Source organism: Henriciella marina DSM 19595 (assembly GCF_000376805.1).
Classification (GTDB): domain Bacteria; phylum Pseudomonadota; class Alphaproteobacteria; order Caulobacterales; family Hyphomonadaceae; genus Henriciella; species Henriciella marina.
The window spans coordinates 3,260,953-3,273,989 of the sequence record NZ_AQXT01000002.1 but is presented as its reverse complement, the minus strand read 5'-3'; the positions used below and the strand labels follow the sequence as shown (position 1 = coordinate 3,273,989).

18 protein-coding genes are annotated in these 13,037 nt (G+C 59.3%); 8 read left to right on the top strand and 10 right to left on the bottom strand.

From position 1 onward, the window contains the following. Nucleotides 1–156 precede the first annotated feature (156 nt). The 3 genes from F550_RS18235 to F550_RS18230 all read left to right on the top strand — a co-directional run bounded on the left by F550_RS18235 (nucleotide 157) and on the right by F550_RS18230 (nucleotide 2,664). Nucleotides 157–1,497 carry a reverse transcriptase domain-containing protein gene (locus F550_RS18235; RefSeq protein WP_051076841.1) on the top strand — a complete coding sequence of 447 codons (1,341 nt, stop codon included), beginning with the start codon at nucleotides 157–159 and terminating at the stop codon, nucleotides 1,495–1,497. Between the two features lie 84 nt (nucleotides 1,498–1,581). After that, nucleotides 1,582–1,929 carry a hypothetical protein gene (locus F550_RS0116325; RefSeq protein ID WP_018149661.1) on the top strand — a complete coding sequence of 116 codons (348 nt, stop codon included), beginning with the start codon at nucleotides 1,582–1,584 and terminating at the stop codon, nucleotides 1,927–1,929. Between the two features lie 207 nt (nucleotides 1,930–2,136). Beyond that, nucleotides 2,137–2,664, top strand: coding sequence for a flavodoxin domain-containing protein (locus F550_RS18230; protein ID WP_040500584.1), 528 nt, complete (start codon nucleotides 2,137–2,139; stop codon nucleotides 2,662–2,664). 15 nt (nucleotides 2,665–2,679) lie between these two features. Here F550_RS18230 and arsB read toward each other — a convergent pair whose 3' ends face one another. Genes arsB through F550_RS0116305 form a run of 3 tightly spaced genes read right to left on the bottom strand, consistent with a single transcriptional unit; the run spans nucleotide 2,680 to nucleotide 4,616 of the window. Beyond that, nucleotides 2,680–3,750, bottom strand: coding sequence for an ACR3 family arsenite efflux transporter (arsB, locus tag F550_RS18225; RefSeq protein ID WP_018149658.1), 1,071 nt, complete (start codon nucleotides 3,748–3,750; stop codon nucleotides 2,680–2,682). A gap of 12 nt (nucleotides 3,751–3,762) precedes the next feature. Further along, nucleotides 3,763–4,242, bottom strand: a complete 480-nt coding sequence (locus tag F550_RS0116310; protein WP_018149657.1) for an ArsI/CadI family heavy metal resistance metalloenzyme — start codon at nucleotides 4,240–4,242, stop codon at nucleotides 3,763–3,765. Further along, nucleotides 4,239–4,616: an ArsR/SmtB family transcription factor gene (locus F550_RS0116305; RefSeq protein WP_018149656.1), complete on the bottom strand. Its 378-nt coding sequence runs from the start codon at nucleotides 4,614–4,616 to the stop codon at nucleotides 4,239–4,241. The genes F550_RS0116310 and F550_RS0116305 overlap by 4 nt, the downstream gene beginning before the upstream one ends. Nucleotides 4,617–4,758: 142 nt before the next feature. Between F550_RS0116305 and F550_RS0116300 the strand changes: the two genes are divergently transcribed. The 3 genes from F550_RS0116300 (at nucleotide 4,759) to F550_RS0116290 (ending at nucleotide 7,009) form a co-directional block, all read left to right on the top strand. After that, nucleotides 4,759–5,316, top strand: a complete 558-nt coding sequence (locus F550_RS0116300; protein WP_018149655.1) for a DUF421 domain-containing protein — start codon at nucleotides 4,759–4,761, stop codon at nucleotides 5,314–5,316. An 81-nt stretch (nucleotides 5,317–5,397) separates the two neighbouring features. Then, nucleotides 5,398–6,534, top strand: a complete 1,137-nt coding sequence (locus F550_RS0116295) for an Acg family FMN-binding oxidoreductase (protein ID WP_018149654.1) — start codon at nucleotides 5,398–5,400, stop codon at nucleotides 6,532–6,534. Next, nucleotides 6,527–7,009: a MarR family winged helix-turn-helix transcriptional regulator gene (locus tag F550_RS0116290; protein ID WP_018149653.1), complete on the top strand. Its 483-nt coding sequence runs from the start codon at nucleotides 6,527–6,529 to the stop codon at nucleotides 7,007–7,009. The genes F550_RS0116295 and F550_RS0116290 overlap by 8 nt, the downstream gene beginning before the upstream one ends. A 276-nt stretch (nucleotides 7,010–7,285) precedes the next feature. On the opposite strand, the gene F550_RS0116285 is transcribed toward F550_RS0116290, so the two are convergent. From F550_RS0116285 to F550_RS0116265, 5 genes are read right to left on the bottom strand one after another with little or no spacing between them, the layout of a single operon-like run. Beyond that, nucleotides 7,286–7,780 carry a GNAT family N-acetyltransferase gene (locus F550_RS0116285; RefSeq protein ID WP_018149652.1) on the bottom strand — a complete coding sequence of 165 codons (495 nt, stop codon included), beginning with the start codon at nucleotides 7,778–7,780 and terminating at the stop codon, nucleotides 7,286–7,288. An 11-nt stretch (nucleotides 7,781–7,791) separates the two neighbouring features. Next, on the bottom strand, nucleotides 7,792–8,793 hold the full coding sequence (locus tag F550_RS18220) for an alpha/beta fold hydrolase (protein ID WP_018149651.1): 1,002 nt from the start codon (nucleotides 8,791–8,793) through the stop codon (nucleotides 7,792–7,794). 13 nt (nucleotides 8,794–8,806) lie between these two features. Then, nucleotides 8,807–9,241 carry a PaaI family thioesterase gene (locus tag F550_RS0116275; protein WP_026180852.1) on the bottom strand — a complete coding sequence of 145 codons (435 nt, stop codon included), beginning with the start codon at nucleotides 9,239–9,241 and terminating at the stop codon, nucleotides 8,807–8,809. Nucleotides 9,242–9,284: 43 nt separating this feature from the next. Beyond that, nucleotides 9,285–10,028: a CPBP family intramembrane glutamic endopeptidase gene (locus F550_RS18780; RefSeq protein ID WP_083911027.1), complete on the bottom strand. Its 744-nt coding sequence runs from the start codon at nucleotides 10,026–10,028 to the stop codon at nucleotides 9,285–9,287. Nucleotides 10,029–10,037: 9 nt separating this feature from the next. Next, the gene (locus tag F550_RS0116265) at nucleotides 10,038–11,393 is read right to left on the bottom strand and encodes an ABC1 kinase family protein (protein ID WP_018149648.1); all 1,356 of its coding nucleotides are present in this window, start codon (nucleotides 11,391–11,393) and stop codon (nucleotides 10,038–10,040) included. 109 nt (nucleotides 11,394–11,502) lie between these two features. On the opposite strand from F550_RS0116265, the gene yidD reads away from it, so the two are divergent. Further along, on the top strand, nucleotides 11,503–11,877 hold the full coding sequence (yidD, locus tag F550_RS19630; protein ID WP_018149647.1) for a membrane protein insertion efficiency factor YidD: 375 nt from the start codon (nucleotides 11,503–11,505) through the stop codon (nucleotides 11,875–11,877). Beyond that, nucleotides 11,878–12,066 (top strand): hypothetical protein, encoded by a 189-nt coding sequence (locus F550_RS0116255; protein ID WP_018149646.1) that lies wholly within the window; start codon nucleotides 11,878–11,880, stop codon nucleotides 12,064–12,066. It abuts the gene before it with no gap. A 12-nt stretch (nucleotides 12,067–12,078) separates the two neighbouring features. Here F550_RS0116255 and F550_RS0116250 read toward each other — a convergent pair whose 3' ends face one another. Together F550_RS0116250 and F550_RS0116245 are read right to left on the bottom strand one after the other, a co-directional pair. After that, nucleotides 12,079–12,549 (bottom strand): VOC family protein, encoded by a 471-nt coding sequence (locus tag F550_RS0116250; RefSeq protein WP_018149645.1) that lies wholly within the window; start codon nucleotides 12,547–12,549, stop codon nucleotides 12,079–12,081. Then, a complete protein-coding gene (locus tag F550_RS0116245) occupies nucleotides 12,546–13,016 on the bottom strand; it encodes a hypothetical protein (protein WP_018149644.1) in 471 nt (156 codons plus the stop codon). The genes F550_RS0116250 and F550_RS0116245 overlap by 4 nt, the downstream gene beginning before the upstream one ends. Nucleotides 13,017–13,037 lie beyond the last annotated feature (21 nt).

Here is a 13,037-nt window from a genome sequence, read left to right as displayed (position 1 = left end):
CGCATGAGCAATCGGCAAGGCGCGAGGGCCTAGGCGGTATCATCGAAGTTGCTTCGGCGGCTGAGTTGTCTGTTGGCACGACAAGATCGTGCGCAGTGGATGGTCCCCCGTCAACGGTCGGGATTGTATGAACGAAGGGCCCGAGCGGAGACTAAAGTGACGACATTATTCGATGATGTTCGCAAAACTGAAAACCTCCATTCGGCTTGGCGCCATGTACGTCGCAGTGCACTTCAGTCCAAGAACGGTCAGATTCGAGGCCAAGCCTCCGAGTTTGAGCACCAAAGCCATCGGCACTTAAAAAGAATTCAAACGCAACTCCGTCAACACCGCTTCGAATTTGACGCGGTACAAGGAGTACTGAAGGACAAAAAATCCAGGATCGCTGCGGGCAAGGACCCTCGCCCGATTGCGATTGGGACGATGACCAACAGGGTAGTTCAAAGAGCGATACTCCAAGTTCTGCAGCCACGGGCAGTCGAAGATCCATCCAATCCCAATTCGAAGTACTTGCCAAAGCGTGATGTTCGGCTTGGCACGCTAAACGACATCAATTGTTCAAAATTCGGTGTGGGTGGACTAATGAAGCCGTACGGAGGAGTTCAGCCTGCGATTAGACTTGTACTCGCCGCAATGGCCGATGGTGGTAAGGTATTCTATCAATCTGATATAAAAGCATTTTTTACAAATATACCGACTGAGAACGTTGTAAAAATTGTCCGCGACCAGACCCGGGATGACGCTTTAAGTAGCCTGTTTGCATCTGCTTTAGAAGTGAACCTGGCGAACAAGGACGAGCTAGACACGTATGCTTCCCTATTTCCAGAAGGCGGCATTGGCGTCGCTCAAGGTTCCTCACTTTCGGCCCTAGCCGGAAACATACTACTGCATGACTTCGACCATGAACTGAACGATCGTAAAGTGACGGCCGTACGATATATCGACGACCTATTTCTTATCGGCGAAACTGATCAAACGTTGGATGCAGCCGTCCATTTTGCCGAGACCGAACTCGGAAAGTGGGACTTCGAACTGTACCCACCCGTGAAGGGGTCTACAAAGGCCCGTCGCGGAGTTTGTACCGATTCTTTCAACCTTTTGGGATGCACAATTCAGCCCAATCGATGCGTTCCAAGCAAGGCTTCAGTTGATCGCATTAAATCAGAAGTGCGCGACACGTTGAATTCATCTCGCAAAGCAATCGACGCACTGGTCAAAGGCGATCCAAATTTTGACCCACGTAAATCTAGAAGCGCAACGCTGGACAACTTAGGAAGGAGACTGTTTGGGTGGCAGAAATCCTTTTCTTTTTGTACCGACGTACAAACGTTTCGGCATTTGGACGATGATACTTCTAATCTTGTTGGTCGCTACGACCATATCATCAAGCGATTACTTACAAGCGCCTCTTCGGCGACAAGAATGCGCGCTCTAGGGATCCCTTCCACGGCTCTGCTCCAAGAAACGGACATGGAACGGCGCTCAAAGGCTAAGTAGTCCACCATTCCATCCCCCTCCCCACGCCCCCGTCTATAACCCTCACCGATGGAGCTGACCTGGGCGATCATATGGAGCTGTCTGATGCGGGTGCCGGTGCGGCACTGGCGGACGCTGTTTCATTATCTTCGCCGTCTCGACGACACCTTCCATGAGGCGCAGGCAGACGGCCGAGGCTGGGTGAACTGGCACCTGCGCGAGGATGGCGTCATCTGGGTGTCTGCCTGGGAGCTTACCGAGGCCGAGCGGCACCAGCGCGGCGCCCTGCCGGAAGGCTTTGACCCCGCCCCATGGACGCGCGCGGCCCTCGCGCTGGAGCCGTCTTATGCCGTCGTCGCAGCCTGCACGCGCATTGAACTGCCGGGGCACCCCTGCTGGACCCTGCCTGCAACTATGGCACACGCCCCATACACCCCGCTCCAGCCGCCATAACCCGGCCCCGCCCCCTCAAATCCTCTCGCCGCACTCCGAAAACCGGAGCCTGCGGCCGCACCTGCTGGGCGGCATCAATCGCGCTCCCCTCGCTCTCCACAAAGCCCCTCCCCTCCGCTGCGTAGTTTTCCGGATGTCGGCCATTCTGCCATCAAGTTAGCTTGGCGGGCAGCTCATCCCGGCTTCGGACAGGAAGGACTTCGAGACATGAAACTTCTCATCGGCTATGCCACGAAGGAAGGTCAGACCCGGAAAATCGCGCGGCACGTGGCAGACAGGGCCGTTGATGCCGGGCATAGTGTGGAATTGCTCGCGCTCAAGGACGCTGGCGGCATTGAAATAGACCGCTTCGACGCTGTCATGCTCGCCGCGCCGATCCATGTCGGCCACTATCCGAAGGCTTTGATCGAATTCGCTTCGGCCCATGCGGACAAGCTCGCGGCCAGATCCTCGCGGTTCATCTCGGTGTCACTGGCGGCGGCCGGTCATGAAGCCGACGACTGGAGAAATCTCGACAATATCCTCGGCGATTTCAGCGCAGCCACGGGGTGGAGACCCGAAGCGACCAGGCATGTAGCGGGCGCCTATCTGCCTTCGACGTACGATCTTTTCACGCGCCTGATCATGAAAAGGATCATTTCGGCGAAGGATCCGGATGCCGAAATCGGAAAGGACAAGGAATACACCGACTGGGAGGATCTCGATAACTGGGTCGATGGCTGGCTGGCCCGGTAGCCGATACACACGGCCTCACTTTGTCTCCGCCGAAGCCCTCACCCGCCCCTCGCCAGCGACAGTTTCACCCTCCACAAACGCCCCCCGCGTCCGGTTCGCAAACGCCACCAGAGACAGCATCACCGGCACTTCCACCAGCACGCCAACAACGGTCGCGAGCGCCGCACCGGAATTGAGCCCGAAGAGAGAGATCGCCACAGCAACCGCCAGCTCAAAGAAGTTCGATGTCCCGATCAGCGCACAGGGCGCGGCGACATTGTGCGGGACTTTCAAGGCATAGGCCGCGCCATAGGCGACCGCGAACATGCCATAGGACTGGATCAGGATCGGCACGGCAATCAGCGCGATGATGAGCGGCTGTGAGAGGATCACCTCCCCCTGAAACCCGAAGAGAAGGACCACGGTCAGCAGGAGGCCGAGCACCGAGGCAGGCTTTACCCGCTCGATGAAGCCATCGACGGCCACGTCACCGCCCCGCGCCTTCAGCATCTGGCGCACGCCGATCCCCGCGACCAGCGGCACGACGACATAGAGCCCGACCGAGAGGAGCAGCGTCTCCCACGGCACGATGATGTCGGTCATGCCCAGCAGCAGCGCCACGATGGGCGCGAACGCGACGACCATGATCGCGTCATTTACGCTGACCTGGACGAGGGTATAGTTCGGGTCGCCGCGCGTCAGCTGTGACCAGATGAAGACCATCGCCGTACAGGGCGCCGCGCCGAGCAGGATGAGCCCTGCGATATAGCCTTCAGCATCCGCTTCGGGGATCAGCCCGGCAAAGACATAACGGAAAAAGACCACCCCCAGCGCCGCCATGGTAAAAGGCTTGATGAGCCAGTTGACCACAAGCGTAATGAGGAGCCCTGTCGGCTTCTCCCCCACCCGGGCGAGCGAGGAGAAGTCCACCCCGATCATCATCGGCCAGACCATCGCCCAGATCAGGATGGCGACCGCAAAGTTCACATTGGCGTATTCAAAGCCCGCAAGCGCGCCAAAGACGCCGGGCAAGACCTGCCCCAGACCGATCCCCGCCGCGATGGCGAGCGCCACCCAGACGGAGAGATATCGTTCAAAATTGCCCATGCCTCAAAGCCCTCAGCAACAGGCTTGTTTCTGGGCCGCAGGCTCTGGCGTGCAACTTGTGCTGTCGGGGCGCCCGGTCGGCGTCATGGCAAGCCGCCCGCTATCTGCGACAGCGCCGCCGCCATACTCTGCCGCCTCACCATCGGTGCGGAACACTTCCCAAGCGACGCCCGCCGGGTCGGTGACCCAGCTTTTCTCCGAGCGCGCATAACAGCAAACGGTCTCGCCTTCCTCCAGCACAGGCGCATCGGCCGCTTCCATACGGGCATAGACGTCGGCGAGCTCACCGGCGTCCTCGACCTGAATGCCAAGATGCTCAACCCCGGCCTTTGCGCCGCGCGCGCTGATCGCGAAATTGACGCGCGGATCGTCCAGCATCCATTTGGCGTAATCGGGTTTCAGCACGCTCGGCGGCGCAGCAAACATCGTTTCGTAGAATTTGGCCGCGCGGGCGATGTCATCGACAGCGACATGAACATGAAGGCGTTTCATTGCAGAGATTTCCTTGAGTTAGAGGCATCCGCAGGTGCGCAGCAGAGCGCGCGTTCGGCGGCCGCCTGGACATTGCTCGCCACGCAGGCCTCGCCCGCGCAGCAGTCTTCCATCAGAAAAACGATGAGGTCGCTCACCTGACCGAAACAGGCCGAATAGATGATCGACCGGCCATCGCGGCGGCTCTCGATGAGGCCCGCCTGGGACAGGAGGTTGAGCTGCGCCGACATTGTATTCGCCGCTCGGCCCGTCCTCTCAGCGATGACACCGGCGGCAAGCCCCTCAGGCCCGGCCTTCACCAGCAGCCTGAACACATCAAGCCGCCCCTCCTGGGCCAGCGCCGAGAAGGCGAGAATGGCATTTGTCTTTTCCATATTTCGACGATTATTGAATTATTGATGGAAGTCAATGGCGGTTAGGTTCTGCCCTTTTTCAGGCCTGAAATAACAAGGCCTCCGGGAACGCCCCCGCCATCCGATCATTCACGATTATCATAACAAGCTATCGGAGCCGCCCATGGACCCAATTCTGCTGGACCAGGAAAGCGATTTTGTTCGCGTCCTCATCTCCGCGCCCATCATGTATATCACCATCGTTTTCGTCATACGGCTTTCGGGCAAGCGCGCGACGTCGCAGATGAACAATTTCGACTGGATCGTGACAGTGGCGATCGGCTCGCTCGTCGGCTCCGGCATTGTCCTCAAAGGGGTGACCGTCATCGAATCCGTCGCGGCCATCGTGATGCTTCTCGTGCTGCAATGGCTGCTCACCAAGTCAGTCCTGCACAGCAAGCTGATCTCGAAACTGGTCAAGGCAGAGCCCGTTGTCCTGCTCGACAATGGCGAGTTCCGCGAAAAGGCCATGCGGCGCGAGCGCGTGACCAAACGTGAAGTGATGTCGGCCATCCGCCAGAAGGGCCTCGTCGATCCTGATCAGGTCCAATGGGTCATCCTCGAGACCAATGCCTCTTTCAGCATTGTGGCAAAAGGCGCCAATACGGAGCAGATCCGCGCCCTGCAGGATGTCGATGGCATCGACGAGGTCCCACAGGTGAAACGCGCCGAGACGTCCTGAGCTTCCTGAAGGCGAGCCCATCTCCTTGACTAGTTTGGTATCATACTATTAAAGTATGGCATCAAACCAATGGAGGCTTAGATGGTGACGCGCCGCAATGTTCTCATGCTAATTGGGGGCGGAACCGTCCTTGCCGCGGGAAGCGCCGGAGGCTTCGTGCTGTCAAATGGGCCGTCCACCGAGGCACGTAGGCCCTGGCGAGAGGCCGGTCGCTATGATGATTTTCGCAAGCGCGCGCTTTCCTACGCGCTGCTCGCGCCCAATCCTCATAACCTCCAGCCCTGGAAGGTCGAGCTGGTCGGCGATGATGCGCTCACCTTCTACCCTGACCCAGATCGAAAGCTCCCGGCGACGGATCCCTTCGACCGCCAAATCACGATCGGGTGCGGCGCTTTCCTCGAACTTCTTCGCCTTGCCGCCGCCGAGGAAGGATACGGCACCGAACTCGATCTCTTTCCCGAAGGCAGCAACATGTCCTCGCTCGCCAGCGCGCCGATTGCCCATGTCCGTTTCCTCCCGGGACAGGCAGACCCTGACCCGCTCTTTACCCAGGTGCTTAAAAGACGCTCCAACAAGGAGGTCTATGCGCCTAAAGATGTCGAGCCCGACAAGCTCGCCGCGCTGGTGCAAACGGGCACCGTCTATGGACAGAAGATTGAGGTTACCGGAAACACACCGCTTGCGGCGAAGCTGCGCGAGCTGACCTGGCAGGCGCACAAGCTGGAGGTGACGACAGACTATACCAACCAGGAATCGGTTGACCTCATGCGGATCGGCGCGCGGGAAGTGCGCGAAAACCCCGACGGTATCGAGCTTGAAGGCCCCATGATCGCAGCAGGCAAACTCGTTGGCATGGTCAACCGCGAAAGCCTTGCCGACCCCACTTCGGCAGGCTTCAAACAGGGACTTGCCATGTACGAAGGTATGGCGATGTCGGCGCGCGCCTTCCTCTGGCTAACCAATGACGACACTTCGCGCCGGGACCAGATTGACGCCGGGCGCGCCTATGTCCGTCTCAACCTGAAGGCCACCGAGCTCGGCCTTGGCATTCATCCATGGAGCCAGTCCCTTCAGGAATACCCGGAGATGACGCCGCTCTATGAAGAGGTTCACGACCTCATCGGTGAGGGAAAAAGACTACAGATGCTGGTCCGGGTTGGGTATGGTCCTGACGTGATTGCGACCCCGAGAAGAGGATTGAACGCCCACCTTGTCTGATACCCCACCTGACAACCTCTCTGCCCTGCCCGATGAGGCCGTCTTCTTTCGATTGTTCAATGAAATCGGCATTATCCAGCAGCTGTCGACGAGTGCCTTTGAGAAGATACTCCCGCATGGGCTGACGCAGGCGCAGTTCAGCATCCTCAATCATTGCGTCAGGCTGGGCGATGACAAGACCCCGGCCCAGCTCGCTGAAGCTTTCCAGGTCACACGCGGAACGATGACCTCGACACTGGCGCGCCTTGAGCAGAAGGGATTCATCCGCGTGGAGCCTAGCAAGACAGACGGCCGCTCCAAGCGCGTTTTTCTAACAGATAGCGGCAGGACGGCGCGCGAAGAGGGGCTTCAGAAAGCTGCACCACTTCTAAAGCGAACAGGCGAAGCGCTGGGCCGCAGAGAGGCAGAAAATCTGATCGGCCCCCTGTCCGAACTGCGCGCCTGGATGGACAATGATCGAAATGAGGAAGGCTAGGTCCTGTCCTCATAAATTTTGCCGCGGCGGGCGGCGGGGTTTTGTTTGCGGGCCAGGCGCCGTTGCGCAGGAAGGCCGGGGCCTTTCAAGCGGCGGCAACGCCGCACGCGGGCAAAAGACCGGTGCCCGGTGTGGCACGGGCGGGACGCCTCAACCGGCTGAGCGACGCCAAGCCGCGTCAAGCCGCTTGAACGGGCCTCGGCCCGCCCTGCGCGTCTTTCCTTGCATGTCTTGCTCATCCAATTGCCTCCGCAACAAAATTTATGAGGACAAGACCTAGGCCCCAGTCACGAGGCCTTCGAGCAGACTGGCATCGCTGGCAAGGTCCATCACCATGACGCGCGACTGATCCTGCGGGCCCGGAAAGGTGAGGCGCCCGCGCGGCGTCACTTCAAAGCCAATCCGCCCGAAATACTCAGGCGCGCCAATCAGGACGGCAGCCGGCCAGCCAGCCGCTTTCCCGGCCTCAAGCGCCGCTTCGGTCAGTTTCAGGCCAAGCTCTGAGCCCCGCCAGGCGGGCGAGACCGCGACCGGGCCATAGAAAAGCGCCCTGTCGCCATTTGGCCCGACCTTGAGCGGCCAGACACGGCAGACGCCGATGACGGTATTTCCGTCGACGACGGCAACCCGGTTCACGCCCGGCACGGAGGTAGAATATTCGCGAAGCCGCTCTGCGGTCTTGGCAAAGTGGCCCGGTCCGAAGGTACGGTCGAACAGGTCTTCTATCGCCGCCGCGTGCAAGGCGGGCGTCTCTGGGAGGATCTCGATCATTGGGCGGGGGTTTAGGGTGGGTTCAGTGCGGTTGCAAACGCCAAATCAGGCTTTGACTGGCCAGCCAGAAGGCCGCGAATTGCCGACACGAAAGCAAGCGGCTGGTCGAGCATGACATGGTGATAGGCTTCCGGCACCGTGATCATTGGCACCGGCGGGTCCTGAAGCGAGCACATATAGTCCGCCACCCTGTCCGGCACGAGGTCAGAGAGGCCGCCCCGCATGAAGACGATCGGGCAACGCGTATCGAGGCTCGTCAGGTCGATATCATTCCACTCACTCATCAGCGAGTTGAAGATGAAAGGATCAAACTTCCAGGAATAGCCCTGCTCGCCATCCTCACCGGGCATTTCCCGGATACTGTGACGGGCGATATAGTCGACGATATAGTGGTTGTCGCAGGGCTGCGGCGGCGCAAGCCGGAAGCGCTCAAGTGCAGAATTGAAGTCCGGGTAGATCCTGTTGGCGCGGGCGCGACGCGGCGGTCTTGGCCGTTCATCGCCGGGCGGTTCGATATGGCTGTCGACGATCACCGCGCCGCCAAATTTGTCCCCGCCTTCGGCGATCGTGGTAAAAAGCGAAATGATGCCACCAAAGGAATGGGACACGAGGATTGGTTTCGTCGCATGCGCAAACAGACCCGCGTCTTCGCAGACGGCATGCTGTTCGCGGCTGAAGCCCGGAAACGTATAGGCGTCACGCCAATCGCTTTCGCCCATGCCGGAAAAGGTCGGCGCAACAACATGATAATCGGCGGCAAGGAAAGGCGCGATGAAGTCCCACCAGCGGCCATGGGCGCCATTGCCATGCGCAAGCAACAGGCCCGGCTTTGCCGGGTCACCCCAGCTTCGATAGGCGATGGAGGCGCCGTCAACATCGACTGTCGAGGCTCTGGCTTCCTGGCTGATCGCCCAGTTGAACCAGTCCGGCGCAGGCGGTTTCTCGCCATTGTAGTGGGCGAGCGTCATGTCATCCGCCGTGGCGGCCTTACGGGGCAAATTACCGTCACTCATCAACTGTTCCGATCTATCCGCGCCGCTCGATGACCTTGAAGATGCCGCTGCCGGTCAGCAGCGTCCGCTCTCCGGTCCAGATGCGGCCTTCGACAGTGAAGAGATTGTTCTCTTCGGCAATGATGCTCGCCTTGCCCTCAACGAACTCGCCATGCTTGGCCCCAGAAAGGAAATCGCAGAGAAGCCGGATGGTCACCCACCAGCTATCCTCATCGCTTTCCACCGCTGCGCCCCACGCCATGTCAGCAAAGGTCATCAGCATCCCGCCATGGGCATTCATCATGCCATTGGTGTGGTGCTCTTCAACGCGGAAGGCACGGGTGATTCCTCCCTCGCCCCGCTTTTCGAAGAGCGGGCCGATCTGGCGGCCAAAGCCCCTGTGCCATGGCAGGAGCTGGTAGCCTTCGGGAAGATCGAATGTCTGGGAACGGTCGAGATCGTCTGTCATTTCGATATGCGGTTTGCCGCAAGCCGCCGCTTCCAACAAGGCCTCACCCAGCGGGAGGCGAAAGGCTTGCGAGAAAGGTGATCATGCCATTCGCGGCAATGTGCGCGAGGATCGGGACAAGCATCGACCCGCTCTTCAGGCGGAGCCAGGCAAAACCCATCCCGGCCACGAAGACGACCAGCAGCGCCGGTATGCTGTACTGCAGATGAAGAAAGGTGAACGCCGCGGACGAAATTGCTGCCGCCATGAAGGGCGGAACGCCGCGAACCAGCATGGCGCCAAGTGCAACGCCGCGAAAAGTCACCTCTTCGAGGATCGGCGCCAGAACAAGCGCGAAAACAAGATAGGAGACGCCCCAGTTTTCGGGGGCAAAGAAGCTGGTATCGACGTCGCTCGAATATTCCCAACCCTGCTCGCCACCGGCAAGCGCGGCAGCGACGAGGTTCGGAACGATGAGAATGACCGGCCCAAGCAGGATGGCCGCGATGATCCAGTTCTGCGAGGCCCGCATGGAGCCTGCAAAGGCGCCCGCTCCGATCCGCTCACTCCAGATGCTGAGTATCGCGAAATGGACAAGATGAATGGCTGCCAGCGCAGCCCAGAGAAGCCCGACGCTGCGGGCCGTTCCGTCAGAGCCGTTTATCACCTGATTAAAGCCCGGCCAGACGATACCGATCAGGAACGCGCCGAGGACCGGAAACAGGAATGGCGCACATAGAATCCAGAAAGCCGCCGTGAACGGTTCTTTCTGCAAGGCGGCGGGAGTATTGTAAGGACGGGTCTCCATCCGCCCCGACTAGACTGTAAGACCCGCCTTGGAAAGCACCTCAGCCTGACGCGCTGCGACGGTCTCTTCGCTGAAGCCTTCAAGGCTTTCCTCGAAGAGCTCGTGATAATTGATCTCGGCGCCGAGCCGGATATAGGCCGCGCCAAGACCAATGGCCGCGCGGTCCATGAAGACGAACTCACGCGGGATCGTCACCGGGCCTTTTTCCTTGAGCTTCTTGCGGACCTCAAAGGCCTGCTTGCGGCCATACTCACCCGGCGCGACACCATCGGCGACGCTGCGCACCCTGTCTTCGAGCAGCGGCCCATAAATGAAGCGCGCCCAGATATTCAGCACCTCGACAAGGTCCTTGTTGAGGTTCTTGAAGCCCCATTTCTCATAGGCGGCATAGGCAGCGTCGAAATCATCGGCGCGGATGGCGCGGTAGAGATCGACAACGCCGCCAACGAAGTTGGGTGGGAAAATACGGATACATCCAAAGTCGAGAAGGTTGAGCCCCTCCCCGCCATTGGTCACCTGATAGTTTCCAAGATGCGGGTCGCCATGGATGACAGCGTATTGCGTCATCGGCAGCCACCATGTCCAGTAGAGGCGTTTGGCGATGCCGTTGCGAACCTCCTGCGAGGCGCCTTCATAGGCGGTCAGTGGCTGTCCGTTGACCCATTCCATGGTGAGGAGACGGTCGGTCGAGAGCTCATCGACGGGCGCAGGGATGTGGACGAAATCTTTCTCACCCAGCATCTCGCGGTAGAGGTTCATCGCCTTTCGCTCGCGCTTGTAATCAAGCTCCTCGCGCAGGCGGTCGGAAATCTCCTCGACGATCTCTTCCGGGTCGATGGAGCCATCAAAGCGCCGGAACATGCCAAGCAGGCTTTTCAGCTGGCCGACATCGCTTTCAACGGCACTCGACATGTCTGGATATTGCAGCTTGCAGGCAACCTCGCGGCCATCAGGAAGCGTGGCGCGGTGAACCTGTCCGAGGGAGGCGGCGTGGGCGGCTTCCTTGCCAAACTCGGTGAACCTCTCCTGCCAGTCTGGCCCAAGCTCTGCGCGCATGCGGCGTTTGACGAACGCCCAGCCCATGGGCGGCGCCTGCGCCTGAAGCTGGGAGAGCTCATCGGCATATTCGGGCGGCAAAAGGTCCGGAATGGTCGACAGGATCTGCGCGACCTTCATGAGCGGGCCCTTGGTCCTGCCAAGGGCGGCGGCGAGGGCGCGGGCGGTGCGCTCATCGCCTTCATCGCCGCCAAGGAAACGATTCGCCGCAAAGGCGACGCCTGCGCCAGAAAGGTTGGAGCCGACTTTTGCCGTCCGCCTCAGCCGCGCGCTGAACCTGTTACGCTCGCGATCTTCCGATTTCGACATCTTACCCTCTGCTTACGAAGCTTCACTTAGTGTGGCTTCACAGCCCGTCCATTGCGACAAAGAGTTTGACTTTCTGGTTGAAATTCTGAATCCTATAACCGGGGGCTAGATGATTAACTCAATCGAAACGCGACAAATCGTCATTGATGGCAGGAGCTATAACATTGCTGCCGAGTGCATGCTTGTTCCCTCTACGATCCGAGCACTGGGCGGAAAACCGGAACTGGATAAGAGGGTCGATGAACTGAAAATGCCTCGAAAACCGCACTGGTTGAAGATCGTCATATGCTTTTTGCGCACTTATCGGGCGGTCCGCCCCACCACAGTGGGTAACCGCTGCGTTTTTGAGCCAAGCTGTTCCAGATATTCAGAACTGGCGTTTCGCCAAAAAGGGTTTTGGACTGGCATCAGCTTTACCTTGAAGCGTCTCAGACGATGCAAATCCGGAAACGGTGGACAAGACACAAATCAGCTGGAGATCTGAATGCAGTACCTAGTAGAGCCTATTGGCAAGGAATTTTCCAACCGAGCGCTCGATGCGCTCGCAAGTCGCCTGTCAGCGAAACACAGTCAGGGTTATCGTTTTCACTCGACTATCGAAGTCACACAGACAGGCTGCATGGGCTTCGGCGCCTCTGGTACCACCATTCTTGCGGTATTCGAGAAGATCTAAGCTGCTCGCTAGCTACCAGGACCCGATATTCTCGGCGCTGGCCCACGGTTCTTTGGCTGGAAGCGGATCGCCCTTCTGGAGAAGCTCCACCGAAATACCATCAGGCGAGCGGACGAAACACATGCGGCCATCGCGCGGGGGACGGTTGATGGTCACGCCGAGCTTCTGGAAACGCTCGGTCGCGGCATAGATATCATCGACCTTATAGGCGAGGTGGCCAAAATTGCGGCCGCCTTCGAGGGGCTCAGGGTCCCAGTTATGGGTGAGCTCGATCATCGGCAGGCCTGGCGGCAGGCCGGTCTCGTTTTCGTCCGGCGTATGGCGCGCAATGTCCTCAGGCGAGGCCAGGAAAACCAGGGTGAAGCGGCCGCCTTCATTGTCGACCCGGCGAAGCTCTTTCAGGCCAAGACCATCGCAGAAGAATTTCAGGGCCGCATCGACATCGCTGATACGGATCATGGTGTGCAGGTATTCAACGCTCATTCGCGGTCTCCTTCAAGGCGCCGGATTTCCGATTTCAGGGACGGCGGCGCATTGCGATAGTAATGTGAGGTCACGGCATAGAGGAAAAGGACGATGACGCCCATGACGAAGACGAAGGTCATGAAGACGTTGAACATGTAACCGCGCTCGAACGGCCCGGGAACGGCGCCGCCAAGACGCCACATCAAATCCCAGAGATTGTTGAAGCCCATGACCAGCAGCGGCAGGGCCAGCAGGCTGACCAGTGCTGCGCCCCAGCGATAGCTGGCCGCGAGCGGGGCCTCTGTGCGGATGAAAATTTCCTTGAAGTCTTCCTGCGAGACGCGGTCGGACAGCAAATTCTTCTCGCGCATCGACGTATAGACGGCCTTTGAGAAAGTGGGCAGCTCACGCCACTTCATCAGGATCCATATCCCCCACAGCCCCAGCGCGACGAACATCATCGCGTAAAATGTCAGATATCCCATGTCTCTTCCACTGGCTGGGCG

Excerpts from the sequence above, each read along its gene's own strand:
- F550_RS0116325 (WP_018149661.1), top strand. The coding sequence starts at position 1,582 with ATGCGGGTGCCGGTGCGGCACTGGCGGACGCTGTTTCATTATCTTCGC.
- F550_RS18230 (WP_040500584.1), top strand. The coding sequence starts at position 2,137 with ATGAAACTTCTCATCGGCTATGCCACGAAGGAAGGTCAGACCCGGAAA.
- arsB (WP_018149658.1), bottom strand. The coding sequence starts at position 3,750 with ATGGGCAATTTTGAACGATATCTCTCCGTCTGGGTGGCGCTCGCCATC.
- F550_RS0116310 (WP_018149657.1), bottom strand. The coding sequence starts at position 4,242 with ATGAAACGCCTTCATGTTCATGTCGCTGTCGATGACATCGCCCGCGCG.
- F550_RS0116305 (WP_018149656.1), bottom strand. The coding sequence starts at position 4,616 with ATGGAAAAGACAAATGCCATTCTCGCCTTCTCGGCGCTGGCCCAGGAG.
- F550_RS0116300 (WP_018149655.1), top strand. The coding sequence starts at position 4,759 with ATGGACCCAATTCTGCTGGACCAGGAAAGCGATTTTGTTCGCGTCCTC.
- F550_RS0116295 (WP_018149654.1), top strand. The coding sequence starts at position 5,398 with ATGGTGACGCGCCGCAATGTTCTCATGCTAATTGGGGGCGGAACCGTC.
- F550_RS0116285 (WP_018149652.1), bottom strand. The coding sequence starts at position 7,780 with ATGATCGAGATCCTCCCAGAGACGCCCGCCTTGCACGCGGCGGCGATA.
- F550_RS18220 (WP_018149651.1), bottom strand. The coding sequence starts at position 8,793 with ATGAGTGACGGTAATTTGCCCCGTAAGGCCGCCACGGCGGATGACATG.
- F550_RS0116275 (WP_026180852.1), bottom strand. The coding sequence starts at position 9,241 with ATGACAGACGATCTCGACCGTTCCCAGACATTCGATCTTCCCGAAGGC.
- F550_RS18780 (WP_083911027.1), bottom strand. The coding sequence starts at position 10,028 with ATGGAGACCCGTCCTTACAATACTCCCGCCGCCTTGCAGAAAGAACCG.
- F550_RS0116265 (WP_018149648.1), bottom strand. The coding sequence starts at position 11,393 with ATGTCGAAATCGGAAGATCGCGAGCGTAACAGGTTCAGCGCGCGGCTG.
- yidD (WP_018149647.1), top strand. The coding sequence starts at position 11,503 with ATGATTAACTCAATCGAAACGCGACAAATCGTCATTGATGGCAGGAGC.
- F550_RS0116255 (WP_018149646.1), top strand. The coding sequence starts at position 11,878 with ATGCAGTACCTAGTAGAGCCTATTGGCAAGGAATTTTCCAACCGAGCG.
- F550_RS0116250 (WP_018149645.1), bottom strand. The coding sequence starts at position 12,549 with ATGAGCGTTGAATACCTGCACACCATGATCCGTATCAGCGATGTCGAT.
- F550_RS0116245 (WP_018149644.1), bottom strand. The coding sequence starts at position 13,016 with ATGGGATATCTGACATTTTACGCGATGATGTTCGTCGCGCTGGGGCTG.